The sequence below is a fragment of the Holdemania sp. Marseille-P2844 genome, assembly GCF_900120005.1.
In the GTDB taxonomy this organism is placed as follows: Bacteria; Bacillota_I; Bacilli_A; order Erysipelotrichales; family Erysipelotrichaceae; genus Holdemania.
The window spans coordinates 427910-450286 of the sequence record NZ_LT635454.1; the positions used below are offsets into that span (position 1 = coordinate 427910).

20 protein-coding genes and 1 riboswitch are annotated in these 22377 nt (G+C 52.1%); of the genes, 15 read left to right on the forward strand and 5 right to left on the reverse strand.

Features of this window, described 5'->3' with window-relative positions:
* The first annotated feature begins 40 nt into the window (after nucleotides 1-40).
* The 3 genes from BQ7364_RS16825 (at nucleotide 41) to BQ7364_RS16835 (ending at nucleotide 3321) form a co-directional block, all read left to right on the forward strand.
* Nucleotides 41-1213, forward strand: coding sequence for a CapA family protein (locus BQ7364_RS16825; protein WP_139248675.1), 1173 nt, complete (start codon nucleotides 41-43; stop codon nucleotides 1211-1213).
* Nucleotides 1214-1357: 144 nt separating this feature from the next.
* Complete coding sequence (locus BQ7364_RS16830) at nucleotides 1358-1921, forward strand: VanZ family protein (RefSeq protein WP_072685891.1); 564 nt, start codon at nucleotides 1358-1360, stop codon at nucleotides 1919-1921.
* Nucleotides 1922-2280: 359 nt separating this feature from the next.
* Nucleotides 2281-3321: an Rpn family recombination-promoting nuclease/putative transposase gene (locus BQ7364_RS16835; protein ID WP_159432840.1), complete on the forward strand. Its 1041-nt coding sequence runs from the start codon at nucleotides 2281-2283 to the stop codon at nucleotides 3319-3321.
* A 227-nt stretch (nucleotides 3322-3548) separates the two neighbouring features.
* On the opposite strand, the gene BQ7364_RS16840 is transcribed toward BQ7364_RS16835, so the two are convergent.
* Together BQ7364_RS16840 and BQ7364_RS16845 are read right to left on the reverse strand one after the other, a co-directional pair.
* Nucleotides 3549-4160, reverse strand: coding sequence for a folate family ECF transporter S component (locus BQ7364_RS16840; protein ID WP_072685895.1), 612 nt, complete (start codon nucleotides 4158-4160; stop codon nucleotides 3549-3551).
* Between the two features lie 61 nt (nucleotides 4161-4221).
* Nucleotides 4222-4318, reverse strand: a riboswitch (THF riboswitch).
* 43 nt (nucleotides 4319-4361) lie between these two features.
* The gene (locus tag BQ7364_RS16845; RefSeq protein WP_072685897.1) at nucleotides 4362-5300 is read right to left on the reverse strand and encodes a calcium/sodium antiporter; all 939 of its coding nucleotides are present in this window, start codon (nucleotides 5298-5300) and stop codon (nucleotides 4362-4364) included.
* Nucleotides 5301-5626: 326 nt separating this feature from the next.
* Here BQ7364_RS16845 and BQ7364_RS16850 point away from each other — a divergent pair, with 326 nt between their 5' ends.
* The 4 genes from BQ7364_RS16850 to BQ7364_RS16865 all read left to right on the forward strand — a co-directional run bounded on the left by BQ7364_RS16850 (nucleotide 5627) and on the right by BQ7364_RS16865 (nucleotide 10536).
* The gene (locus tag BQ7364_RS16850; protein WP_072685899.1) at nucleotides 5627-6541 is read left to right on the forward strand and encodes a peptidase U32 family protein; all 915 of its coding nucleotides are present in this window, start codon (nucleotides 5627-5629) and stop codon (nucleotides 6539-6541) included.
* Nucleotides 6538-7755: a peptidase U32 family protein gene (locus tag BQ7364_RS16855; RefSeq protein WP_072685901.1), complete on the forward strand. Its 1218-nt coding sequence runs from the start codon at nucleotides 6538-6540 to the stop codon at nucleotides 7753-7755. The genes BQ7364_RS16850 and BQ7364_RS16855 overlap by 4 nt, the downstream gene beginning before the upstream one ends.
* Nucleotides 7752-8471, forward strand: coding sequence for a TrmH family RNA methyltransferase (locus BQ7364_RS16860; RefSeq protein ID WP_072685903.1), 720 nt, complete (start codon nucleotides 7752-7754; stop codon nucleotides 8469-8471). The genes BQ7364_RS16855 and BQ7364_RS16860 overlap by 4 nt, the downstream gene beginning before the upstream one ends.
* 361 nt (nucleotides 8472-8832) lie before the next feature.
* Nucleotides 8833-10536: a phosphoenolpyruvate carboxykinase (ATP) gene (locus BQ7364_RS16865; protein WP_072685905.1), complete on the forward strand. Its 1704-nt coding sequence runs from the start codon at nucleotides 8833-8835 to the stop codon at nucleotides 10534-10536.
* A 125-nt stretch (nucleotides 10537-10661) separates the two neighbouring features.
* Here BQ7364_RS16865 and BQ7364_RS16870 read toward each other — a convergent pair whose 3' ends face one another.
* From BQ7364_RS16870 to BQ7364_RS16880, 3 genes are read right to left on the reverse strand one after another with little or no spacing between them, the layout of a single operon-like run.
* The gene (locus BQ7364_RS16870; protein ID WP_072685907.1) at nucleotides 10662-12026 is read right to left on the reverse strand and encodes an FAD-dependent oxidoreductase; all 1365 of its coding nucleotides are present in this window, start codon (nucleotides 12024-12026) and stop codon (nucleotides 10662-10664) included.
* Complete coding sequence (locus BQ7364_RS16875) at nucleotides 12010-12513, reverse strand: RrF2 family transcriptional regulator (protein ID WP_229056775.1); 504 nt, start codon at nucleotides 12511-12513, stop codon at nucleotides 12010-12012. The genes BQ7364_RS16870 and BQ7364_RS16875 overlap by 17 nt, the downstream gene beginning before the upstream one ends.
* Complete coding sequence (locus BQ7364_RS16880; protein ID WP_234973203.1) at nucleotides 12477-12803, reverse strand: rhodanese-like domain-containing protein; 327 nt, start codon at nucleotides 12801-12803, stop codon at nucleotides 12477-12479. The genes BQ7364_RS16875 and BQ7364_RS16880 overlap by 37 nt, the downstream gene beginning before the upstream one ends.
* A 238-nt stretch (nucleotides 12804-13041) precedes the next feature.
* On the opposite strand from BQ7364_RS16880, the gene BQ7364_RS16885 reads away from it, so the two are divergent.
* The 8 genes from BQ7364_RS16885 (at nucleotide 13042) to BQ7364_RS17575 (ending at nucleotide 22368) form a co-directional block, all read left to right on the forward strand.
* Nucleotides 13042-13854, forward strand: a complete 813-nt coding sequence (locus BQ7364_RS16885) for a MerR family transcriptional regulator (RefSeq protein ID WP_072685914.1) — start codon at nucleotides 13042-13044, stop codon at nucleotides 13852-13854.
* Nucleotides 13855-14210: 356 nt separating this feature from the next.
* Nucleotides 14211-15605, forward strand: coding sequence for a polysaccharide deacetylase family protein (locus BQ7364_RS16890; RefSeq protein WP_072685916.1), 1395 nt, complete (start codon nucleotides 14211-14213; stop codon nucleotides 15603-15605).
* Between the two features lie 84 nt (nucleotides 15606-15689).
* Nucleotides 15690-16427 carry a TrmH family RNA methyltransferase gene (locus BQ7364_RS16895; RefSeq protein ID WP_072685918.1) on the forward strand — a complete coding sequence of 246 codons (738 nt, stop codon included), beginning with the start codon at nucleotides 15690-15692 and terminating at the stop codon, nucleotides 16425-16427.
* Nucleotides 16424-17164: an alpha/beta hydrolase gene (locus tag BQ7364_RS16900; RefSeq protein ID WP_072685920.1), complete on the forward strand. Its 741-nt coding sequence runs from the start codon at nucleotides 16424-16426 to the stop codon at nucleotides 17162-17164. The genes BQ7364_RS16895 and BQ7364_RS16900 overlap by 4 nt, the downstream gene beginning before the upstream one ends.
* 67 nt (nucleotides 17165-17231) lie before the next feature.
* Nucleotides 17232-19292 (forward strand): PTS sugar transporter subunit IIC/EAL domain-containing protein, encoded by a 2061-nt coding sequence (locus tag BQ7364_RS16905; RefSeq protein ID WP_072685922.1) that lies wholly within the window; start codon nucleotides 17232-17234, stop codon nucleotides 19290-19292.
* Nucleotides 19293-19537: 245 nt separating this feature from the next.
* The gene (locus BQ7364_RS16910) at nucleotides 19538-20269 is read left to right on the forward strand and encodes an amidohydrolase family protein (protein ID WP_234973209.1); all 732 of its coding nucleotides are present in this window, start codon (nucleotides 19538-19540) and stop codon (nucleotides 20267-20269) included.
* Nucleotides 20270-20271: 2 nt separating this feature from the next.
* Nucleotides 20272-20763, forward strand: a complete 492-nt coding sequence (locus BQ7364_RS16915; RefSeq protein ID WP_072685926.1) for a PTS sugar transporter subunit IIB — start codon at nucleotides 20272-20274, stop codon at nucleotides 20761-20763.
* A 21-nt stretch (nucleotides 20764-20784) separates the two neighbouring features.
* On the forward strand, nucleotides 20785-22368 hold the full coding sequence (locus tag BQ7364_RS17575; RefSeq protein ID WP_083538685.1) for a PTS system mannose/fructose/sorbose family transporter subunit IID: 1584 nt from the start codon (nucleotides 20785-20787) through the stop codon (nucleotides 22366-22368).
* Nucleotides 22369-22377: the final 9 nt, after the last annotated feature.

Below are 22377 nucleotides of genomic sequence, written 5' to 3' on the forward strand. Positions count from 1 at the left end.
GAAAAAAAGGTATAATAAGACCAGCGATGGGAGAAATGTTATGAGTCAGAAACAAACGATGAAAAATCTGATGCGCACGGTAATTGCACTGTTGATTATTTTGGGCGCCTTATTGATGGTGCTGGCTGTGATTACGGTGCAGAAACCCCGGGATGGTGAGGTGCAGGTTGCCTTTACGCCGCAGCCGACCCTATCGCCGCAGCCGACGCCGGTTGTGGAAAAGGCCGAGCTGATCATGGCGGGAGATGCGCTGCTGCATGGGGCAGTGTATGCCGATGCCAGGACCTCTGAGGGAAGTTATGATTTTACCGATATGATGAGTACGCTGAACCGCGTTACGAATCATTATGATTTGAAGTATTATAACCAGGAAACGATTTTAGGCGGAACGGAATTGGGGTTGTCGACCTATCCTTGCTTTAACTCGCCGCAGGAATTCGGCGATACGATGATGAAGCTGGGATTTAACCTTGTTTCACTGGCAAACAATCACACGCTGGACCGGGGCGAGCAGGCCATCCTGAATTCACTGGATTACTGGTCAAACCAAAACGCGCTGACAGCCGGATCGTACAGCTCGTTCGATGACCGGGAAGAACTGCGGATTCGTGAAATCAACGGGATCAGCTATACGCTGCTCTCATATACCTATGGGACCAACGGAATTCCAGTGCCGGAAGGCAAGGAATATCTGGTCAATGTGTATACGGATGAAATGTTGGCGGAAGACATTGCCAAGGCGCGTGGGGAAGTCGACGTCCTGATGGTGGCGATGCATTGGGGCGAAGAGTACACGCATGAGCCGACTGCTGAACAGCGGCGTTTAGCGCAGCTGTTGGCGGATCTGGGCGTCGATCTCATCATCGGCAGTCATCCGCATGTCGTTCAGCCGATCGAATGGATCGACGATACGTTATGTATTTATTCGTTGGGAAATCTGATTTCCGCTCAGGATGGAACCTATAAGCGGGTAGGGCTGTTAGCGGGCGTGACAATCACGAAGACAACCTTCGAGGGGCAAAGTCATATCCAGCTGAGCGCGCCGCGGGCAGATATGGTTTATACGCAGTATACCAGGGGATATCATCACTTCAAGCTGAAATTCTTTGATGAAATTGAAGAAAGCGAGCTGAAGGACGCCTGGGGTGTTTACGATCAATATGGCAAGATTGTAACGGATGGCGGCGCCGTGAGTCAGCTGGGCGGCTTGTAGGAAATTTCTGTATCCCAAATTCCCGGAGGGGATTTTTATTGGAAGGCCGGGCTGATAGGCAGATTTCCCATTCGCCGAGGAAATCTGTCTTTTCTTTTGCTTTCAGGAGTGCATTTAAAGGTTTGTTGGAAGGAGCATGACGGAATGAATTTATTCGCAAGAATCGGCTTATTTTTATTGGAAATGACCATCGTGATGTCGGCCGCCATCATGATATTCCGATGGCAAAACCGCAGGCTGTGGGCGTTATGCGGAGCGACCTGTCTTGCGGCCTGGTTGTTTTTTATATTTTCAGTGACGCTGAACGGTCCCTATTCTGATCATCCGTTTTCTGCCTGGAATCTGATTCCTTTCCAATGGATAGGGGAAATGATTCAGGAACTTCAAAGTGGAAAGTCAGTCTTGCTTGAAATTTGGCATATTCCAAAGCAGTTGATGGCCAATGTTCTGATGTTTATTCCAGGCGGTTTTTTATTAGCTGTGGTTTGTCCGCGTATCCGTCATTGGAAAGGAATTGTGATATGCGGCGCAGGATGTTCAGCCGCGATTGAAATTATTCAGTTCTTCATTGGTCGGATCGCGGATATTGACGATGTGCTGATGAACAGTCTTGGCGCAGCGATCGGATTCGCTTTGTTTCAGTGGGGGTGGCGGGAAATTCGAAAATCCGGACGCTTTGGCAGCCGGAATAAACAAGGCAAAGATTGAAAGCTCTTTTTCAGGTTCTTGCTTGCAGCCGGGTAAAGATAAAAAGATCAGGCCTATAAAGCATTATGGAAAGCTTTATACGGCCTGATCTTTTAAAAAATGTCCAGTCTGCTTTAAACCGGGGAACAATCCTTTTTTATCTTTTATTCTCTTTTCATTTGTTTATAATTTCAGATTCAAGGAATGTGTTTTGAAAATAGTTACAAAACATTCTGTCAAGAATTCGAAAAAAGTAAAATTTTCTTGGAAAGGAGGAAGGCATTTTTAAAATTACCGCAATATTAACTTGTAGAGGAGGTGGCTGAATGTCCATCGATCTACGAAAGCGGAAAGAACTGAAGCATAAAAGGATTTCCCTGATGGATGACTGGGTATTTAAAGCGGTGCTTGGAAATCCGGAAGATACATTGTGTCTTTCCTGTCTGTTTCAGGCTATTGATCCCAGTTTCAAAAAGGTATGTTTGTTTCCCGGTGAAGAAAGTGTGGGGCATCCCCTGATGAAAGCGATTCGTTATGATATTTGCGGAATGATCAATGATGAAATTTATTTTGATCTGGAAATCCAGCAAAATGGAAATCCCGTGGATCAGGGTATCCGGATAGTTTTTTATCTGTCACGGCTGTTCTCCGGGCAGAAAACAAAAGGAAAAGATTACCGTGAATTAAAACCAGTCCGGGTCATGATGATCACGAATTTTTCTTTTTTTGGCGAGGGGGATATCAGCAACGATGTTTTCCATTTAGTTGGTGAAAAAACAGGAAGAACCTTGACAAAACATATTCAAGTGAATATTATTGAGCTGGCGGGAGTAGAATATTTACAGCGAATTCCGGTCAAGGATTTAACGCCATTGGATCGGTGGCGTGTGGTGTTGAAATTTGCGGGTGATCCTGAAAAAGAAGTGTGGATTCAACAGATCATAGCGATGGATGAAGGATGCAGAAGGGCGGTGCAGAAAATGATGGAGATTCCGATGAGTATGATCGAGTACATGTGGGAAACAAAGCGACTGGACAGAGAACTGATGCGAAATACAGAAATCCGCGAGGAACGGGAAAGGGCTGTAAAGGAAGCTCGCGAACTGGCCTTAAAGCAGGGGCTGGAACGGGGCATTGAGCAAGGCAGAGAAGAAGGCATGGAACAAGGCAGAGAACAGGGCAAAGATCTGGGTTCTTTGTTGAAGATCGTTACAATCACGTTGAAAAAGGCAAAGAAGGGAATGCAAGCCAAAGAAATTGCGGACATTTTAGAGGAAGAAGAGGCTTTGATAGAAACAATTTTGAAACTTAAACAACAATTTCCAGATGCTGCTGAGATGCAGATTGCAGTGAAGATTCTCGGCGAGTTTGTTTATCCGGCAGCACTGCATAACGAAGTCAATTTTAATGAAGGAAACTAGACTTTCCTGGATCCGCAGATCTGACTTTCAAGATCAATGAAATTCATTTAAACTATCCCAGATTTTCAATCTATGAACAATCAGCCATAACTTAAGGTGCGTCTATCATTCCAGATGAAAACACTGGCCGGCAAAGCTTAACTTTGTCCAGCCAGTGTTTGTTTTTCTCATCGCTGCCTGTTCTCACGCATAGAAATATCAAATTTCTTAGCGAATCTCAATTCTGTTTACCACCAGGGTAATTTTCTCTCTCCCTGCGGCGCGATCCAGTTTTTCCCTTCCAGATACGGGATCAACATCCGGAAAAACAACACCAGCAGCACAATCTCAATCGGAAGCATAATCGTGTTTTTGACGAGGCTTTTTGCGAAATAATACAGATAACCCTTGGAATATAACATGTAGCTCCATAAGGATCCCAGACCGACATTGACGAACAGATTGATCAAAAGACGGCTGAGCGCAAGACGCAGCACGGTAATTTTTGTGCGGTAAAGAAATAAAGCGAAAATCAACGCGCCGGCCATGCTCGATAACGTGTAGCCCGGGAAGAAGGGACCGTTGGGATGAATCGCGAATTCAATCAGGTCGCCGATTCCGCCGCAAAGCACGCCGACGACCGGTCCGCAAACCGCGCACTGCACAGCGGTGATCAGATACGTGAAATAAACATAGAGATTGTCGGCCACCGGAATCCGAAACGAAGCGATGGCCATTTTTAAGGCCATGCACAGCGCAGCGACCGCGAGAATCCGGACACGCCGCGTTTCGGCGGACGCTTCTTGCCAGTAAGCATGGGAAAACGGATGAGAAAAGAGAGCTTTGGAAAACTGAGCCATAAAAAAACCTCCTCTTTTCCCTCTGACAGGTAAAAGAGAAGGCCATGCCTTCGATTTTCGGGTCAGCGGGATGCGGAACCTGCACCGCAAGAAACCTTTTCGTCCTTCTGACAACTCCCCGTTCAGAAAGCACTTAACGCGCAGGAACCTACTCTGTTTGTGAAGAATATACCCCGAAAGTACCCGGATGTCAAATGAAACTTATAAAACAAAGAACAGATACAACGAGTAACCTAAAATCAAGCTGAGGCCTTGCATTTTTGATCCCTTTTCTTTCAGCAGCAACGGCAGCAGAGCCAGCATGGTGATCAGCAGACACGCCGGCATGTCCACTGCCAGACTCTGCGCGGAAACCGGCAGCGCCTGACCGGAAACAAAAGAACAAACCGGCAGGATCAGAGTCAGATCGAGAATGTTCGCGCCGATCAGGTTGCCGATCGACAAGCTCGATTCTTTTTTGACAATCGCGGTGATCGTGGTGACCAGCTCCGGCAGCGATGTGCCGATCGCGATCATCGTGACGGCGACGATCCGTTCCGGTACCCCGAAGAAAGCCGCCAGCGCACTGCCGCTGTTGACCAGCAGCTGCGATCCGGCGACAATGCCCAGCGCTCCGAATATAAACATCACGATCCGCCGTCCTGTTTCTTTGCGGGTTGTCTGGATCCGTTCGCTGTCTTCCTGCTGCTTCATCGCATTGCGGACATTTTCCGCCATCGAGATCAAAAAGATCGCGATCAGAATCAGACTGCCGGCTAAGCTCAAGGCTCCCGACAAGCTGAATCCAAGCAGCACCGCCGCGGCAGCGATCAACAAGCCGCAATGCTTGATGTAATCCTTACGCCGGATAGCGATCGGCATAAAAAGCATCGCCACTGCCAGAATCAGGCCGGTATTGGCCGTAACAGAACCGACCGCGTTGCCGATCGCCATTTCTGTTTTTCCCTGCAGTGCCGCCAGAACCGAAACGATCATCTCCGGCAGCGTGGTGGCCAGACTGACGATCGTCGCGCCGACAATAAAGGAAGGGATCCCGGAGGCTTTTGCGATCCAGCTGGCGGCGTCGACAAACAGATCGCCACCCTTGACGACCAGGAAAACCCCGGCAATAAATAAAATAACTGCGACTTCAATGCTCATAGTTCAATCTCCTCTTTCATTTCCCAGGTTCCGATAAAAAAAGAAGACCTGTCTTACGCTGTTCTCCTCAAGCGTCAGACAAGTCTTGTCAATTACCTCTAAGCCAGACGAAAAAACTTCGTCAGGTTGTTGACTTAGCAACGCGGTTACCCGCGGTGACTACTCCCTTATCAATCTCGAATATTTTAACAAAAAGAACGTTGAGCGTCAATGTTAAATCCCGGTGAAAAACCGCACAACCCCGCAGAATGATTGACTTTTGAAACCCTGACCGTATAATTAAAGCGCAAGCTGTCCCAATGCGCGGAAAGGAACGAAAGATAAACATGAAACAAATCAACTGGATTGCGGCGCTGCAGCAGGCAGCGTCGCTGGAAGAAATGAAAAACAGCGGGATGACGACGATCCGGATCGGGGTTGAAGGTTGCTCCGTCCGCACCGCCCGGTGTTTTTCGCCGGCTGAAGCCGAAGCGTTAGTCCGCCGCGTTCACGCTTCAGGACTTCGGTGCGAGATTGTTTTCAACCGCCTGTGGATGGAAGAAGAACTGGCGGAAATGGAAATGAAATTGAAGCAGATCCAAGCCTGGCAGCCGGAGGGAATTGTTTATATGGATCCGGCGGTTTTCATGAGTGCGGAGCGGTTGGGATTGAAAGACCGGCTGATCTACGCGCCGGACACGCTGATGACCAATTCCCGGGATATTCAGGAAATGCTAAAGCTGGGCGTAGGCCGCGTCGTCCTGGCTGCGGAGATCACGCTGGAAGAAATTCTCTCAATCGCCCGCAAGACCGACGGCGCCCGGCTGGAACTGCAGATTCATGGGCGGCAGGTGATGGCTTATTCGCGCCGTAAGCTGGTATCCAACTATTTGCAGGTGATCGGCAAGACAATCGACGATCTGTATGATCGTCGTGAACTGTATTTAATTGAAGCAACCCGAACTGGGAAAATGCCGATTCTGGAAGAAGCGGAAGGCACGGCGGTATATATGGAAAGCACGCTCTGTTCGCTGGATCAGATTTCACAGCTGGCAGCCAGCGGGATCGGTCATTTTACATTTGATAGTCTGTTTTCCTGCGATGCGGAATTGATCGACGCCCGGAAAGCCTGCGGCGCGGTGCTGGAAGGCGCGGACCCGGCCGTCGTGAAAGAACAGCTGAAGCAACGCTGGCCTGATCTGAATTACGGCTCCGGCTATTATCAACAGAAGACCAATTTAACCAAGGAGGACGCGGCATGAGAAAAACGATTGAGCTGTTAGCTCCGGCCGGCGATCTGGCTCGTTTGAAAACGGCAGTCCGTTATGGTGCGGACGCAGTGTACCTGGGCGGCAAGCGCTTTTCGCTGCGATCCCGCGCCAGTAATTTTGAAATCGAAGATATCGCCGAGGGCGTACGCTTTGCCCGGGAATACGGTGCGCATGTCCATGTGACGGTCAATATCATTCCCCACGAAGACGATTTTGACGGCCTGGACGATTATCTGCGCCAACTGGAAAGGATCGGTGTGCATGCCGTGATCGTCGCTTCACCGACGATTGTCCGGCATGCGAAAACCGTTGCGCCGAAGCTGGAGGTTCATCTCAGCACGCAGATGTCCAGCACCAATTCTCAGGCTGTCCGGTTTTACCAACAGCTGGGGGCGGACCGGGTTGTGCTGGCCCGCGAATGCACGATGGATCAGATCCGGCAGATTTGCGATCACAGCGAAGTCCCGATTGAAACGTTTATCCATGGCGGTATGTGCGTGAACTATTCCGGGCGCTGCACCTTAAGCAACGCGATGACGCTGCGCGACGCCAACCGCGGCGGCTGCGCTCAGTCCTGCCGCTGGCGCTATCATCTTTATAACGGAGCGCAGAAGCTGAGCGACGACAGCCTGTTGTTCTCCATGGGCTCGAAAGATCTGATGGCCGCGGCTTATGTTAATGACATGATCCGCGCAGGCGTGGCCAGCTTGAAAATAGAAGGCCGGATGAAATCAGCCTATTACATCGCGGTCGTTGTCCGGGCTTACCGGAAACTGATCGACTGGCTTCTTGAGCACCCTGAAGAAGACCCGCAGCCGGCCGTTCTGGCAGCTCAGCGCGAACTGATGCGGGCAGAAAACCGGCCTGCCTGCCTGGGCTTTCTGGCGGGCATTCCCGGTCCGCAGGATCATTTGTACGACAATGCGCCTTCGCGGGTAACTCACGATTTTCTGGCGCAGGTGCTGGACTACAATCCAGATGACAAACAAGCCCTCATCGAGGTGCGCAATCACTTTGAAATCGGGGAAACGCTGGAAGCCTTTGGGCCGCATCTGGAAAATACGCCCTTTGTATTGGAAACGATGAGGGATGAGGAAGGCGCGGTCGTCGAAATCGCCAATAAGCCGCTGCAGCGCTGCTGGATCAATACTCCGGCAGTTTTGCATCCGTATGATTTGATTCGCCGGAAGGAGCGTAAACTATGAACTGGTTTGAAGGCGCGCTGAGTGTCAAAGCCGTCATGATGGCGGGCCGCCGTCCCGTGATGAAGCTGGTCGTCGATCAGAAGAAGAAAGATAAGGATACGGCGTTTATTCTGCGTCAGGCTGCCCAGCGAGAAATCCCGGTAGAACGCTGGCCGCGCGAGAAGATTGATCAACAGGCGACCGGCCGGACGCATGGCGGGATTCTGGCGCTGGCAGGGGATCGGATCTATCAATCGGTTTCGGATTGTCTGGAAAATCCCAAGCCGTTTGTCGCGGTTTTGGAAGGAATTGAAGACCCGTTTAACCTCGGTTATGCGTTTCGCACGTTGTATGCCGCCGGCTGTACCGGCGTGCTGATGGGCAGCCGGGACTGGCAGAGTGCGCAGGCTACGATCGTGAAGTCCAGCGCGGGCGCAAGCGAACAGCTCCCCTGGTGTTTGTGCGAGGATCTCGGGGCGGCGGTTTCCCAATGCCGCCAGGCGGGGTGTGTCTTATACTGTGCCCAGCGCAGTGATGCGATTGCTTATTTTGACGCCGATTTCAACCAGCCGATTGTGCTGGCGATCGGCGGCGAGCTGCGGGGATTGAGCCGCGACGTGCTGAAGCAGAGCGATCAGAACATCGTGATTCCCTATGCCCGGCCTGTGCGCAGCGCGTTAAACGGCACCAGCGCCGTCGCCGCGATCAGCTTTGAAGTCGTGCGTCAGCGCCGCTGACCCTTCCCCCAACAGAATGAAATAAAAACATCAGCCGGACCCGTAGTGGTAATGGCGAATTGAGTGCTTCCCTGACAAAACTGAAAAAACTGCGACGTCAGCCGGACTTTGAGCATAGACTAAAGCAGAGCGGTCAGACGCCTGCTATCCAATGCGGGAAGAATTGTTTTCTTCCTCCTATCAGCAGCCAGATCTGCCGCTTGGAAAAGGAATGAAACCAGTCTGTCTCTGATTCGACGAACATACCATAAATCATATAAGAAAACATAACAAAAAATATGAAAGAAATGAAAGTGTTAAGAAAGAACTTTCATTTCTTTTTGAAAGTGATATAATGGACTGGTGTTGAAGGAGGCCCGGCATGAAAGAAGCGATTTATCTCAAACGCAATATGGCGTTGATCAACTACACCAAAGCGTACTACACGACAGCGGAGGAACTGTTGTCGAGCGAAAGTTTTTCGATGTTTCTGGATTTATATTTAAATTCTTGTTCCCATACCAATCCCCAGCTGTTTGCGTGGCTGCGCCGCGGGCTTCCGATCGAAGAAGTCAAAAAAGATCTGATCCGCCTGTTAAAGGTCATGCAGGTGCTGGAGGTGGAAGAAATCGCCCATCCGTATTTTAAAGAACGTCAGAAGATGTTGGCGGTGATTGAGGATTGTTATCATTTCTGGCGGAATATGCAGCGTTATTCCGTCATTTATACGCGCAATGAGGAAGGGCTGCAGCTGGCGAACTTTATGGAGGCCGACGCGAAATTCCATCAGATGATCCTGGATTTTTACCGCACGGTCCAGCAGAAGACCCAGGGTTCGAAGAACCGCGTATACCGTCAGCTTCAGGCCGGAACCAACGCCAGCCTGCTGCTGCGTGATTACCCATGGCCGGCGCCGGAGGGGTATCGCGAGCTATGCGACATTCCGTTTGTGCATACGATCATGATGCGCACGCCGCTGATCATCCATCCCCGCAGCAACAAGCGCCTGGGCATGTTTACCGAGGTCGATGCGAACCCGATGGCGGAGTGGGTTAAAGGTGATGAGGAGTGGATGTGCTTCCCGTTAAAGGTCGGCTCCTTGTTATGCTACACTTATTTCCACCGCGATTTTACCGCCGGAGCCGTGGCGCTGGCGAATCTGTTTGAGCTGGCTTCCGACGAGGACTGCATCGGCGCCAGACCGGATCTGCTTTTGTTGTTCGGCAATCCGGACGGCCAGAACGATACGGTTTTCTATCATGATAAGGCCAATGCGATGTGGGTCGGCAAGGTATCCTATGCTGATGTGATCGAATACTTCGGTTATTTAAAAAAGATGATCCTGACGCTGCACAATCTGGCGATGATTGAAAAAGGCTGGCTGCCGCTGCATGGCGCGATGATCAATCTGACGCTGCAGGACGGTACGAAAAAAGGCGTAATCATGATCGGCGACTCCGGCGCGGGCAAGTCGGAAACGATCGAAGCGCTGACCAACTTAAGCGAGGATGTGATCGTCAGCCGGGAGATCATCTTCGACGACATGGGCTCGCTGCATCTGGATAAACACGGTCAGATCCGCGCTCAGGGCACGGAAATCGGCGCGTTTGTCCGGCTGGATGATCTGGATAAGGGCAGTGCTTACCGCGATATGGATCGTTCGATCTTCTTTAATCCGGAGAGCGCCAACGCGCGTGTCGTCATCCCCGCTTCGCCGTATGATACGATCATCACCGACCAGAAGGTTGATCTGTTCCTCTACGCCAACAATTATACCGACCGGCGCGGTCTGCGGGCTTTCGATAGTAAGGAAGAAGCGGTTCAGACCTTTATTGAGGGCAAACGGTTCGCTTTGGGCACGACGCAGGAAAAAGGATTGTCCACCACCTTCTTCGCCAATCCATTCGGGCCGATGCAGAAACAGCCGGAATGTCTGAAAATTATTGATCAGATGTTTGCGGCGCTGCTGAAACAACATATTTTCCTGGGTGAAATTTACACCGGCCTGGGCTTGCCGGAAAAGGGCGGCAATGCGCTGGAAATCGCGGCGAAGGAACTGTTGGCCAAAATCAGTGAAAAAGAATAAAACTGCCTGTCAGACTGCGCGAACGAAGGGGATTGTAAAAAGTCCGCAGGCTCAATAAAAAATAACGTCAGAAAAAACGCCGGGTTTCGCCGGCGTTTTATTATAATATATAAGGAAGGTTAGACTTAAAGCACGGCGGCGAACAGGTCGTTGAGACCTTCGCTCATCGTCGGATGAGTGTAAATGCCATCGCGCAGAACGGGATACGGAAGTTTGGCGTCCATCGCCAGCTTGATCAGATTGATCATTTCATGCGATTCCTCACAGAAGAAGTGCGCGCCGAGTATCTGATCGGTTTTCGCGTCGATAATTACTTTTAACAGGCCGTCGGTCTTGCGTAATACCTGCGCCTTCGGGATGGCAGCGGCCGGAATTCTGGCAATTTTAAGATCATAGCCGGCGCTTCGGGCTTCATCTTCGCTCAAACCGACACGGGAGAACGGCGGATCCATAAAGACGCTGTAAGGCACCGCACCTCGATTGGCGGTGGTGCGCGGTCCCGAATTCAGAGCGTCGGTGACGATCCGTGAATCATCCAGCGAGATATAGGTGAATTGCAGACCCCCGGTGACGTCGCCCATCGCCCAGATATGATCGACCGAGGTCTTCAGCTGTTCGTTGACGGCGATTGCGCCGCGGGAAGTCAGGGCGATCCCCGCCGCTTCCGGATGCAGATTGTCCAGCTGCGGACGCCGGCCTGTCGCGACTAACAGTGCGTCGCAGCGCAGTTCTGAATCCATTTCGTCCTGCTTTAAAATCAGAACGGTTTCCGCAGCTTCATCCCGCACTTCCTTTAACGCCGTATTGCGCATTAGCCGCACGCCCCGGCGGGCCAGGCTCGTTTCCACCGCATCCGCGATCTCAAGATCCTCACGCGGCAGAAACCGCTGGTTGGGCTGCAGGATGGTGACCTGAGATCCAAAATTTGCGAACATCGAAGCGAATTCCAGTCCGATGTAGCCGCCGCCCAAAATGACCAGCCGCCGCGGCAGCGTTTCCAATTCCATGATGCTTTCGCTGAGATAAACCCGCGGACTCTGCTTCAATCCGGGAATGTCCGGGACAAACGGCTTCGCTCCGGTATTGATGAAAATGCGGTGAGCTTCAAGAATTTCCGGGCCTTCTTTTGTCAAAACCTGGACGTGATGATCATCGAGAAAGGACGCTTCTCCATCCATCACTTCGACGCCGGAGGAAACAAGCTTGTCATAATTTTTCTTCCGCAGCATTGCGGTCAGACGGCGTTTTTCCTCGATTGCCTGCCGGAAATGAAGCTGCCGGGCAGCGTCATCCCCACCTTGAATCGCAGACTGGCGGGCGCTGTTTTCTAAGGATTTGGTTGGCAGGCAGGCGACGTTGATGCATGTGCCGCCATACATTAACGGTGATTTTTCAACCAGCGCTGTGCGCTGGCCGGCTTTCGCCAGGCTGGCAGCCAGCGTTTTTCCCCCTTTGCCGAAGCCGATGATCAGATTATCGTATGTTTTCATGAATGGGTTCCTCCTTTTTATTCATGATGATCTGTTCCGGCTGCGTGACAAAGAGATCCTGAAGCAGATCCCACAGCGTCAGCCGATCCAGACTTTCCAGACATTGTTCGTTTAACTGGCGGTAGATTTTATCCATTTCCCGCGCCATGCCGGAGGCGACCAGACAGCTCATTTCGGGATCGCCGCTTTGCCACCGGCTTTCCACCAACGCGGCGTGCAGCGCGTCGGCAATCTGGCGCAGCGTAATTTCCTGAGGCTTGCGGCACAGGCGGTAGCCGCCCTCGCTGCCTTCTTGGGAGATCGCGATCCCGGCCCGGCACAAGGCAGCCATGATCTTGCGGACCCGCACTGGATGGGTGCAGATGTTGACAGCCAGTTCCTCGCTGGACTGCGGGGCGTTTTTATGCGCCAGATACACCGCGGCGTGAATCGCGACGGTCAGCTCGCTGGTCATTTCTGCCCCTTGCGAACCGTTTCGTAAGGCCATTGAAGCAGCCCGCCGAAATCATAGACATGGTTGTAGCCGAGCTGGACCAGTTTGTTTGCGGCCTGCGCGCTGCGATGACCTGACCGGCAATACACCAGCAGCACGGCGTCCTCATCGCTCAAAGTGGCCAGCGCGGTGTGTGCGATCGTTTCGTTGGGCAGATTGATCGCTCCGGGAATATGCCCCTGGGCAAACTCCTGCGGCTGGCGTACGTCGAGGATCGTAACCGGTTCGCTCTCCATTTTCTGTTTCGCCTGCGCGGGCGTCAGCCGGATGGGTTGTTTCTTCATCGTTTTGTTGAAGAAGCGGGAAAAGAATGGCAACATGAGTTCCTCCGAAAGAACGAAATGTTCTTTTAATACTGTAATCATAATAGTTACAGTTCATTCTGTCAACATGAACACACTCTGAAAAGCAGAAAAACACATAAATTCATGATAAGATAGAAAAAATCAACTTTTCTTGAGAAAACAGTTGACTCTCCCGTTAAGGGAGGATCTATGCTTTGTTTGCGGAGGAGGAAACAAGATGCTGAAAATAGGAGATTTTTCAAAAATGGGAAAGACGACGGTCAAAACACTGCGGTATTATGATTCGATCGGTCTGCTGCGGCCGAAGCAGATCGACGAGGAGACTGGATACCGCTGGTATTCGACGGAACAGCTGATCGCATTGGCTCAGATTCAGCAATGGCGGCAGCTGGGACTTGGCGTGGCGCTGATCCGCAGGATTCTGCATGGCGAAGTGAGTGAAAACGACGCTCTGAGCCAGCGCCGCTGTCAGATCGCCGCCGATCTTGATTCGCTGCAGCATCAGTTTCGCCGCATTGAACGCGTCTTAACGACAGGCGCAAAGGAGAGCGTTATGAAAATCAATGTTATCGTCAAAGAATTGCCGGAATGCATCGTGATGGCCCGCAAGGTGGCCCTGCCCGCGTATCGTGATCTGCTTGGCGAGATCCCGGCGACGGGAGCGAAGGTTGCCTCACGGTATCCGGATCTGAAATGCACACAGCCGGAATATTGCTTCGTAAAAGAACTGGATGGCGAATACCGGGAAAAGGACATTCACGCCGAGATCTGTCAGGCGGTCGAAGTGATGAAGCCGGATTTCGACGACGTCCAGTTCCGCAAAGAACCGGCGGTGGAAGCGGCCTGCGCGTTGTTTAAAGGCGGCTATGAAGGCTTCAGCGAGGTTTATGCCGCTTTGATGCAGTGGGTGGAGGACAATCACGCCGAAATCATCGGTGAACCACGCGAGAGCTATATCGACGGTATCTGGAATCAGGACTCGGAAGAAGACTGGCTGACAGAAGTTCAGATCCCGATCCGCCGGGGCTGAAAGAGTCTGTTCAATGCTGTTTGCTGAACCCTGCTGAAAGGGACAGGAAACAGTTCAATCAAGGCTTGAAATGCGAGAAACATCAGGAAGGAAAAGCAAACTTTCTGATGTTTTTTTGCTGATCAAAAGGGTTCTCGCTGATCTTTTCATCAAGCCATGAAAGCTGGGAGAGTTTGGATTCTTATTTGAATACCGACAAAGATAAAACAGGCAGGATGAAGGGAGAGATCACATTTCATCCTGTCTGCTTCGTGTTGGGAAATTCCAGGTTTGCCCTGAACGGAGTAAGCACCCGGGGTTGTTTCAACGTCTTTTTTCTTCGCTAAGAACATACAGTGATAACGAAGGTGAGAAGCGTGAAAACAAAAACAAAATGTCGGTTGGGGATTTGTCTTTTCATTTTAATAGCGGCCTGTGTTCTGATCGGCCAGTCGTGGCAGCGGGAAAGTCAGCGGCGGCGTCTGCCGGAAGCGATGCGTCAGACGATTGAGGAAAATCATCGTATCGGAAAGATGAAACAGAAGATCAAGGTGACTGGCCAGCGGGCGATCGCGGTGTACTATCCGCATTTAAACAGCGCGGAGATCGACGCGAATATCGAAGCGGCCGTCAACGAAGCAATCGCAAGATTTGAACAGGAAAATCAGGGTGTCGAAGGGTTGTGTACCCTATATGCTGATTATGAATCCTATGAGCTGAACGAACGGTACGGCTCAGTGCAGATCAGCTTTGAGCGGACCGGCGCCATCAACATGAAAGAAGTCCGGGCCTGGACCTTCGATCTGCAGCAGGATCGGCTGATTCGCTTCAGCGATCTGTTTTCAGCGGACGGCATGAAGCATCTGGCTTTTTTAATGCGCAGCTTCTTGACAACACTGGTGCCGGAAACGACCAATCCGGATTATGAAGTCGATGAGAACGTGCTGATTGATAACAAGGCGGAATTGTTTCTGAACGAAGACGAACTGCGCGTCGTTCTGCCGCCGCAGACATTACCTGCTCAGAGCGAGGAGCTGATCGCGGTGATTCCGCTGAATAAAGTCATCGGCTATGTCGATGAGGATACGCGCAATCTGCTGGGGCTGCAGGCCCGGGGCCGGATCATCGACCCGACCCGGCCGATGGTTGCGATGACCTATGACGATGGACCGAACCGACAGGTGACGCCGGTGATTCTGGACGCGCTGCAGGAACATGACGGTGCGGCAACTTTCTTCGTGCTGGGCAGCCGGGTCGCAAATCACAAGGATATCGTCGCGCGGATGCTTACGGAAGGCAGCGAAGTCGGCAACCATACGTTCGGGCATGTCGATCTGACCAAGCAGAGCAGCCAGGGCATACTCGATCAATTCAGCGCGACCTGGGATGCGATCGGGGAGGCGGGATCTCTGGAGCAGCAGGAACTGTTAGTTCGTCCAACCTATGGAGCATATAACGATATGCTGAAGAAAACCTCGCCGTATCCGCTGATCCTGTGGTCGATTGACACGCGCGACTGGGCACATCAGAATGCCGATAAATCAGTGGATGTGGTCATGCGCGAGGTTCAGGACGGCGATATCATCCTGATGCATGATATGTATGAGCCGACGGCCCAGGCCAGCGTCCGGGTGATCGAATGGCTGAGTGAGAAAGGGTATCAGCTGGTGACCGTCAGCGAATTGTTTGAAGCCCGCGGAATCCAGCTGGAGCCCGGGAAAACCTATAATTGCGCGTATCCGCACACGGACCGTCAAGCGGCGTCAGAATAAAAATGAAACCGGAATCGAAAAAGATTCTGGTTTTTTCCACGCCGATTGATTATCATAATGAGAGAGACAACAGGAGGCGGATTTATGGAAATCAATTCCCCGATGAATGAGAAAGTAAAAAACTGGGCGAAGCTCCAGCAGAAAAAATATCGTGATCAGACAGGTCAGTTTCTGATCGAGGGCGAACATCTGATCGGTGAGGCTCTGAAAGCAGGCGTGGTTGAACTGCTGTTGGTCGAAGCTGGCCGGACAAATCCGTTTCATCAGGAAAAGGAAGCGATCGTCTGCAGCGAGAGCGTCATGCGCAAGCTCAGCGCCAATGTGTCCGGCGCCTGGCTGATCGCCGTCTGTGCGCAGAAGGTCAGCCGGAAATCGAGGAATTCGCGGATTGTGGCGCTGGATGGGGTGCAGGATCCCGGCAACGTCGGAACGATCATCCGTACGGCGGTGGCGTTTGGTTTCGATCAGGTGCTGCTTTCGCCCGACTGCGCCGATGTCTACAATGAAAAATGCGTGCGCTCCACCCAGGGCGCGCTGTTTCACATCGCAATTTCGCGGATTGAACTGATCCCGGCGCTGAGGTCGCTGAAGGAAAAAGGGGTTATGGTGATCGCGACGGCGCTGCATGAAGCGCAGCCCCTGAGCGAACTGCCGATCGTTGAAAACGTGGCCCTGGTGCTGGGCAATGAAGGACAGGGAATCCGGCCGGCGACGCTGGAAATCTGCGATCAGCGGGCGTTTATCGAAATGTCCAGCTTTGAATCGCTGAACGTTGCGGTCGCGGCGGGCATCTGCCTGTATCGCTATCGGAGGCGCGGATGATCCGGCCTGGCTTATTTGCCAGGCGCCGCAGAAAACGGGTTCTGATCGCGATTCATGGCTTCGGCCGGCGCAAGCAGGAAGATTTTCACTACCTGAAAACGATGTGCGAGACGGATTCCAGACTGGAATATCGCTGTTTTGATCTGTACGACGAAGATAAAAATGACAAGGAATGGCTGATCTGGGTGGCGCGCGCCAACCAGGAGGTCACGGCCTATCTGGAAAAAGGATATGAGGTGACGCTGCTGGGGTTTTCGATGGGCGGGGTGATCGCCGCGTTTCTGGCTTCGTTTCTGGCGGTGGATAAACTCGTGCTGGTCGCGCCGGCATTTGAGTATATGAATCTGGAAACAGTCAGCCGGCTGATTCCCAAATATGCCGCGATTTTGAAGCACAGCGAATCGCAGTTCAAGGCGTATATGGAGGAGCGGTTGTTGGAATATGAGTATTTCCCGCAGTTTTTTGAGCTGGTGAAAAAGCTGAAGCCGGCCGTGAAAAAGGTGAGCTGTCCGACATTGATTTTGCAGGGGCTGCAGGATGAATTTGTGCCGCTGTCGTCTTCGCAATACGCCTATCATCAAATTCAAAGCGAGCGCAAACAGCTCGTCTGCTTTGAGGCCTGCGGTCATGAGCTGTTGGAAAACGAGGGCTGCCGCGAGGACGCGTTCAGTCTGATCCGGCAGTTTATCGACGATCGCTGGGGTCAGGCATCCGCAAAACCGCATTCCCGTTCGTAATTTGGACAAAGAAAGCCGGACGTTCCGCATGAAATGCGGTATAATAGAAGAAATCAGGGAGAAAAACATGCGGAAAGAGAAGTTCAGCGCCGGCTTGGCGAAAATGGAATCCTGCCGACTGATCCGCGCGGTCAGGGCGGGATTGACGATCGCGATTCCGATTTTAATGATCGGGTCCTTTTCGTTATTGATTCGAACGTTTGCGGGTTATTTTCCTGCGCTGGCTTTTATCGAAGAACTGGCGGAACTGCTTTATCAATGTACCTTCGGCATTCTGTCGGTGCTGCTGACAGGGTGTCTGGCCTGGGGCGCGCTGCAGACCGAGGAGAAACCGCTGGCCGGGGATTGGATCGTTCCGCCGGCGGCTGTCATGGTGTTCATCATTCTCAACGGCGGCCTCAAGCTGGAATCGGCGGGAGCGGTCGGAACGTTTACCGCGGTGTGCGCGGCATTCTTTACAAGCTTTACGTATTGCGGGCTGCGGCGGAAGCTGCCTGACGAGCATTTCTTTACCCCCGGCGCGGATTACAATTTCAATCAGGCGCTGACGGCGATTCTGCCGATGCTGGCGGTGCTGCTGGGGGCGGCGGTGTTCAACGAGGGAATCCGGCTGGTGTTCCATATTGAAAGTTTCCAGGAAGTGTTCGTGCTGTTGTCCAATACGTTGTTTCGGCACATGGGACGGGGACTGGTCAGTTCGGCGCTGTTTGTGTTTTTGTCTTCCGTGCTGTGGCTTTTGGGAATCCATGGCGCCAACGTTCTGGAGAATGTTTCACGTTCCCTGTTTCAGGAGGGAATGCAGATCAACGTTGCCGCGGCGGCGGCCGGAATGGCGCCGACGGAGATCTTTACCAAGACATTTCTGGATAATTTTGTATTCATCGGCGGCTGTGGGACATTGATCTGTCTGCTGATCGCGCTGATGTTGTTCAGCCGTCAGCGCGTCAGCCGGACGCTGGCAAAAACGGCGGTCATTCCGATGTTGTTCAATATCAATGAGCTGATGATTTTCGGCCTGCCGGTTGTGTTTAATCCGGTGTTTGTAATTCCGTTTTTACTGACGCCCTTAGTCTGTCTGTTCACCTCGTCGCTGGCGATGGGGATGGGATGGGTTCCGGTGTGCGTGCAGGGCGTGGAATGGACGACGCCAGCGTTGATCAGCGGCTATCTGGCAACCCGATCGTGGACAGGAGCGCTGCTTCAGATTGTGAACATTGCGCTGGGCGTAGGAATTTACGCGCCGTTTGTGCTGCTTTACGATAAGATGCTGATCCGCCAGTCGCAGCGGCAGATGAGCGAGCTGATCGAAACGCTGGACGCCCAAATGGAGCAGGGCAAACCGGCGAATCTGATCGGGATGCATGGCGCCGTTGGCAATTTCGCAAAGCTGCTGGCGGCGGAGATTAACAACGATTTGCAGCAGAACCATATTGAAATGGGCTATCAGCCGCAGTTTGACGCGGAAAACCACTGCTTCGGCGTGGAAGCGCTGCTGCGGTACACTCATCCCCGCTATGGCAAGGTTCCCCCGCCGCTGATCATTGATCTGGCAAAGGAAACCGATCAGCTGCAGGCGCTGGAGATGGCGGTGTTCACGCAGGTGCTGCAGGCGGATTTCAGCGGGATCGACGCGGTGATTTCGATGAACGTCACCGTCGATACCTTGAAATCGGAGGTGTTCGCGGATTTTCTCCGGCAACATCCGGTGCCGAAAGGCCGGTATTGCATTGAGGTGACGGAGCAGAACACGCTGCTTCTGGACGAGGCGATGCGCCAGCGGCTGAAGGAGTTTAAAGATCTGGGCTATTCGCTGGCAGTCGATGATTTCTCAATGGGCAGTACGTCGCTGAAGTATTTGCAGAGCAGTCAGTTTGAGCTTGTCAAGCTGGATGGCAGTCTGGTGAAAAATGCCCGGGTGAACGCGAGCGGACGGCAGATCATCCAGTCAATTCTGTATCTGGCCCAATCGATGAACTTCACGGTCATCGCGGAATATGTCGAAACTGCAGAACTGCGCGACTTGCTGAAAGAATTGGGCTGTACGCATTATCAGGGGTATTTATACAGTCCGGCGGTGCCGCTGAAACAGCTGCGGACGGTAATCCGGGAGATCGAAGCGCAGCGGTAAACTGAAAAACGCAAAGTTTGGGACAAGGCATCATCCTATCAAGCCTTGTCTTTTTTTGTTCAGCGGGACGAAATTTGGTGACAGGAACGCAAAATTGCCTCAAATTTCAAGCGGAACATAGAATAATTGCGAATAAACTTGTTATATCATGTATTCATAATTGACATTTTTATATGACATGTTAGTATAAAGGTATAACAAGATGCGCAGCTTGCTTGACGAAAGAAGAGGTGATCCGTTTGAAAATGCTCGACGCTCATTCTCATCTGGGGACAACCAGCTCTGGCGATCCTCATGACGTTCATCAGCTCGTAAAGGACATGCTCAGCCATGGCATCACGCAAACCGGTATCAGCAGTCTGTCCGGTACCGATAATCGCCGCCAGAACGACCTTGTCTATGAAGCCATGCAGTTGTATCCAGAACAGATTCGGGGTTATGCGTTCATCAATCCCAAGGCGCCCGATGTCCATCAGGAAATTGATCTGGATCTGGGGCAGCGGCACATGGTCGGCGTGAAATTTCATCCCTGGAAACATGGGTATTATTCTGATAATACACCGCAGCTGCAGGAGGTCCTCGCGCATATTTTTGAATATCCGGTTCAGGTCCAGGTTCATGTCGGAACCAGTCCGCTGTGCACCCCGTTTGCCTGGATCCGCTACGCGAAGATGTTTCCTGATCATCCGTTTGTTTTCACACACATGGGAAGCCGGGAGTTTGGTTATACCGTCGTTGAGGCGGTGCGCGATGTTCCCAATATTTACCTTGAAACATCCGTGCAATACCAGCGCGACGTGCTGCTTAAAGCTGCCCGCGAAATTGGATCCCGGCGGATCTTGTTCGGCGTTGACTGGCCATATAAGCCGATCGAAACCGAAGTCCGCAAAATCCAGCTGCTGGGTTTTTCGCAAACTGAACTGGAAGACGTTTATTACCGCAACATTGAAGAATTATGGCAGAAAGCGGAGGGATAAAGATGGAGATTACCGTGATTCGGATTGACGATCGGTTAATTCATGGGCAAATCATTACAAAATGGATTGCGGAAGCGAGGGCGGAACAAATTCTGGTTGTAGACGAGAAGAGCGCCGCGGATCCGATGCTCCGGATGATTCTGGCGCTGGCGGTCCCGTCGGGGATTCATTTGGAAGTCCTGTCGCAGGAGGCTGCCCTGAAGCTGATCAATGTGGACACCTCCGCCCGGCGGACGCTGATGATTGTCCGCACGCCGCAGGCGATGCTGGACATGGTCCGGGCAGGATTGGATGTGAAATCCCGGGAGATCATCTTGGGAAATATGAGCTTTGACGAGAAAAAAGCCGGAATCCGGCATGTTCTTGACTATCTGTATGTCAACGATCAGGATGTCGAAACGCTGAAAGCGCTGGCGGCGTCCTGCGCTAAAATGACCATTAAAGCCGTTCCAGAGGAACGGGGAAAAGAGCTTAAGATTCTGCAACAAAAATAAACAAACCGGAAAGGAGAACTTATGTTACTGAAAGCATTTTTAGTCTCGCTCGTCGTCTGGCTGGGATTTTTGGATAAAGCCTTTCTGTCGACTTTCATTTACCGGCCAATTTGTCTGGGGCCGATCGTCGGTCTGATTTTCAATAATCTGCCGATGGGATTGGAGGTCGGCGTCACGATTGAACTGATGTTTCTGGCTGTCGTCTATGTCGGGACCGCAGTTCCGCCGGATGAGGTGATCAGTGCGGGAATCGCTACGGCTCTGGCCTGTCTGTCCGGCAGCGCCGCGCTGGGAATTACGACGGCGATCCCGATTTCATTGTTAGGTCTGATCGGCCGTCAATTCCGGAACGCAACACTGCAGGAATTCACGACCCGTCAGGTAGAAAAAGCCGCAAAGAAAGCGGATGTCCGGGGGATTAAGATCTGGACGTCGCTGATGCCGGCAATCGTCAATTATATCTTATTCGGACTGCCGACGTTCATCGCCGTTTACTTCGGAGCGGAAGTCGTTCAGAATTTCCTGAACGTCATCCCGGCCTGGCTGACCAGCGGCGTGCGCGCCGGCGGCGGCATGTTGGGCGCCGTGGGCGTTGCATTGTTGTTGGGGACGATTAAAAACAAGAGTTCCTGGCCTTATTTTGTCCTGGGCTTTATCATCGCGGCGTATCTGGGAATCAATATGATCGGAATGGCGGCGATTGCGCTAGTCTGCGTCGCCCTGAATTACTATGTGGAAAAAGAAGACGCGCCGCAGACCGTTTTGTCCTCCTCAGCGCAGGAAGGAGCGCCGAATCATCTGAGCAAAAAGACGCTGTGGAAAACCTACATGTATTCTCTGGCGATTGAAAGCGGCTGTTCCAATACAAAACAGGAAGCGCCGGGGATTGTCCAGGGCCTGATTCCGGTTATTGAAGAGGTCTATACCGATCCGAAGGACAAGGCGGAAGCCTATCAGCGGCATACGCAGCTGTTTCTGACGGAGGGCCGGATGGCGTCTTTCTGCATCGGGATTTCCGCCGCGATGGAAGAGCGGAATGCCCGCAGCCATGATATCGATCCGGAATCGATCAATCAGATTAAAGTGGCGCTGATGGGGCCGTTAGCCGGCATTGGCGATTCCCTCATCCATGGCACATTGCGGCCGATCATGGCCGGATTGGGCTGTTCAATGATCATGGCCAGTCATTACACCAGCGCCGCGGGAGCGGTTGTGTTTGTCCTGGTGATGACGCTTGTTCAGCTGTTAGTTCGCTATTTCGGTATTTTCAAAGGCTATCTGGGCGGCTTGAATTTAGTCGCGCGGCTGCAGATGGGCGGCATCCTGGATAAAATTACAAAATATGCCGGAATCGCCGCGTCGTTAATTTGCGGCGGTTTTATCTCCTCGCTGGTTTCGATCAATCTGGCGATTCAGTTTGCGGCGGGCGACGACGTGATCCAGCTTCAGGAAGTGCTCGACGGGTTAATGCCGAACTTGCTTCCGCTGCTTCTGACGCTGCTGATGGTCTGGTTAATGGGACGGAAGAAAGTGAACATGATCGTTTTGATGATCGCGGTCTTCCTGCTGGGAATTGCCGGGGTGGCTCTTGGCATTCTGGCTTAAGGAGGGGCG

Excerpts from the sequence above, each read along its gene's own strand:
- BQ7364_RS16835 (WP_159432840.1), top strand. The coding sequence starts at position 2,281 with ATGGATGACTGGGTATTTAAAGCGGTGCTTGGAAATCCGGAAGATACA.
- BQ7364_RS16900 (WP_072685920.1), top strand. The coding sequence starts at position 16,424 with ATGATCCGGCCTGGCTTATTTGCCAGGCGCCGCAGAAAACGGGTTCTG.
- BQ7364_RS16885 (WP_072685914.1), top strand. The coding sequence starts at position 13,042 with ATGCTGAAAATAGGAGATTTTTCAAAAATGGGAAAGACGACGGTCAAA.
- BQ7364_RS16850 (WP_072685899.1), top strand. The coding sequence starts at position 5,627 with ATGAAACAAATCAACTGGATTGCGGCGCTGCAGCAGGCAGCGTCGCTG.
- BQ7364_RS16880 (WP_234973203.1), bottom strand. The coding sequence starts at position 12,803 with ATGAAGAAACAACCCATCCGGCTGACGCCCGCGCAGGCGAAACAGAAA.
- BQ7364_RS16895 (WP_072685918.1), top strand. The coding sequence starts at position 15,690 with ATGGAAATCAATTCCCCGATGAATGAGAAAGTAAAAAACTGGGCGAAG.
- BQ7364_RS16855 (WP_072685901.1), top strand. The coding sequence starts at position 6,538 with ATGAGAAAAACGATTGAGCTGTTAGCTCCGGCCGGCGATCTGGCTCGT.
- BQ7364_RS17575 (WP_083538685.1), top strand. The coding sequence starts at position 20,785 with ATGTTACTGAAAGCATTTTTAGTCTCGCTCGTCGTCTGGCTGGGATTT.
- BQ7364_RS16830 (WP_072685891.1), top strand. The coding sequence starts at position 1,358 with ATGAATTTATTCGCAAGAATCGGCTTATTTTTATTGGAAATGACCATC.
- BQ7364_RS16865 (WP_072685905.1), top strand. The coding sequence starts at position 8,833 with ATGAAAGAAGCGATTTATCTCAAACGCAATATGGCGTTGATCAACTAC.
- BQ7364_RS16915 (WP_072685926.1), top strand. The coding sequence starts at position 20,272 with ATGGAGATTACCGTGATTCGGATTGACGATCGGTTAATTCATGGGCAA.
- BQ7364_RS16870 (WP_072685907.1), bottom strand. The coding sequence starts at position 12,026 with ATGAAAACATACGATAATCTGATCATCGGCTTCGGCAAAGGGGGAAAA.
- BQ7364_RS16860 (WP_072685903.1), top strand. The coding sequence starts at position 7,752 with ATGAACTGGTTTGAAGGCGCGCTGAGTGTCAAAGCCGTCATGATGGCG.
- BQ7364_RS16905 (WP_072685922.1), top strand. The coding sequence starts at position 17,232 with ATGCGGAAAGAGAAGTTCAGCGCCGGCTTGGCGAAAATGGAATCCTGC.
- BQ7364_RS16875 (WP_229056775.1), bottom strand. The coding sequence starts at position 12,513 with ATGGCCTTACGAAACGGTTCGCAAGGGGCAGAAATGACCAGCGAGCTG.
- BQ7364_RS16845 (WP_072685897.1), bottom strand. The coding sequence starts at position 5,300 with ATGAGCATTGAAGTCGCAGTTATTTTATTTATTGCCGGGGTTTTCCTG.
- BQ7364_RS16840 (WP_072685895.1), bottom strand. The coding sequence starts at position 4,160 with ATGGCTCAGTTTTCCAAAGCTCTCTTTTCTCATCCGTTTTCCCATGCT.
- BQ7364_RS16825 (WP_139248675.1), top strand. The coding sequence starts at position 41 with ATGAGTCAGAAACAAACGATGAAAAATCTGATGCGCACGGTAATTGCA.
- BQ7364_RS16910 (WP_234973209.1), top strand. The coding sequence starts at position 19,538 with ATGCTCGACGCTCATTCTCATCTGGGGACAACCAGCTCTGGCGATCCT.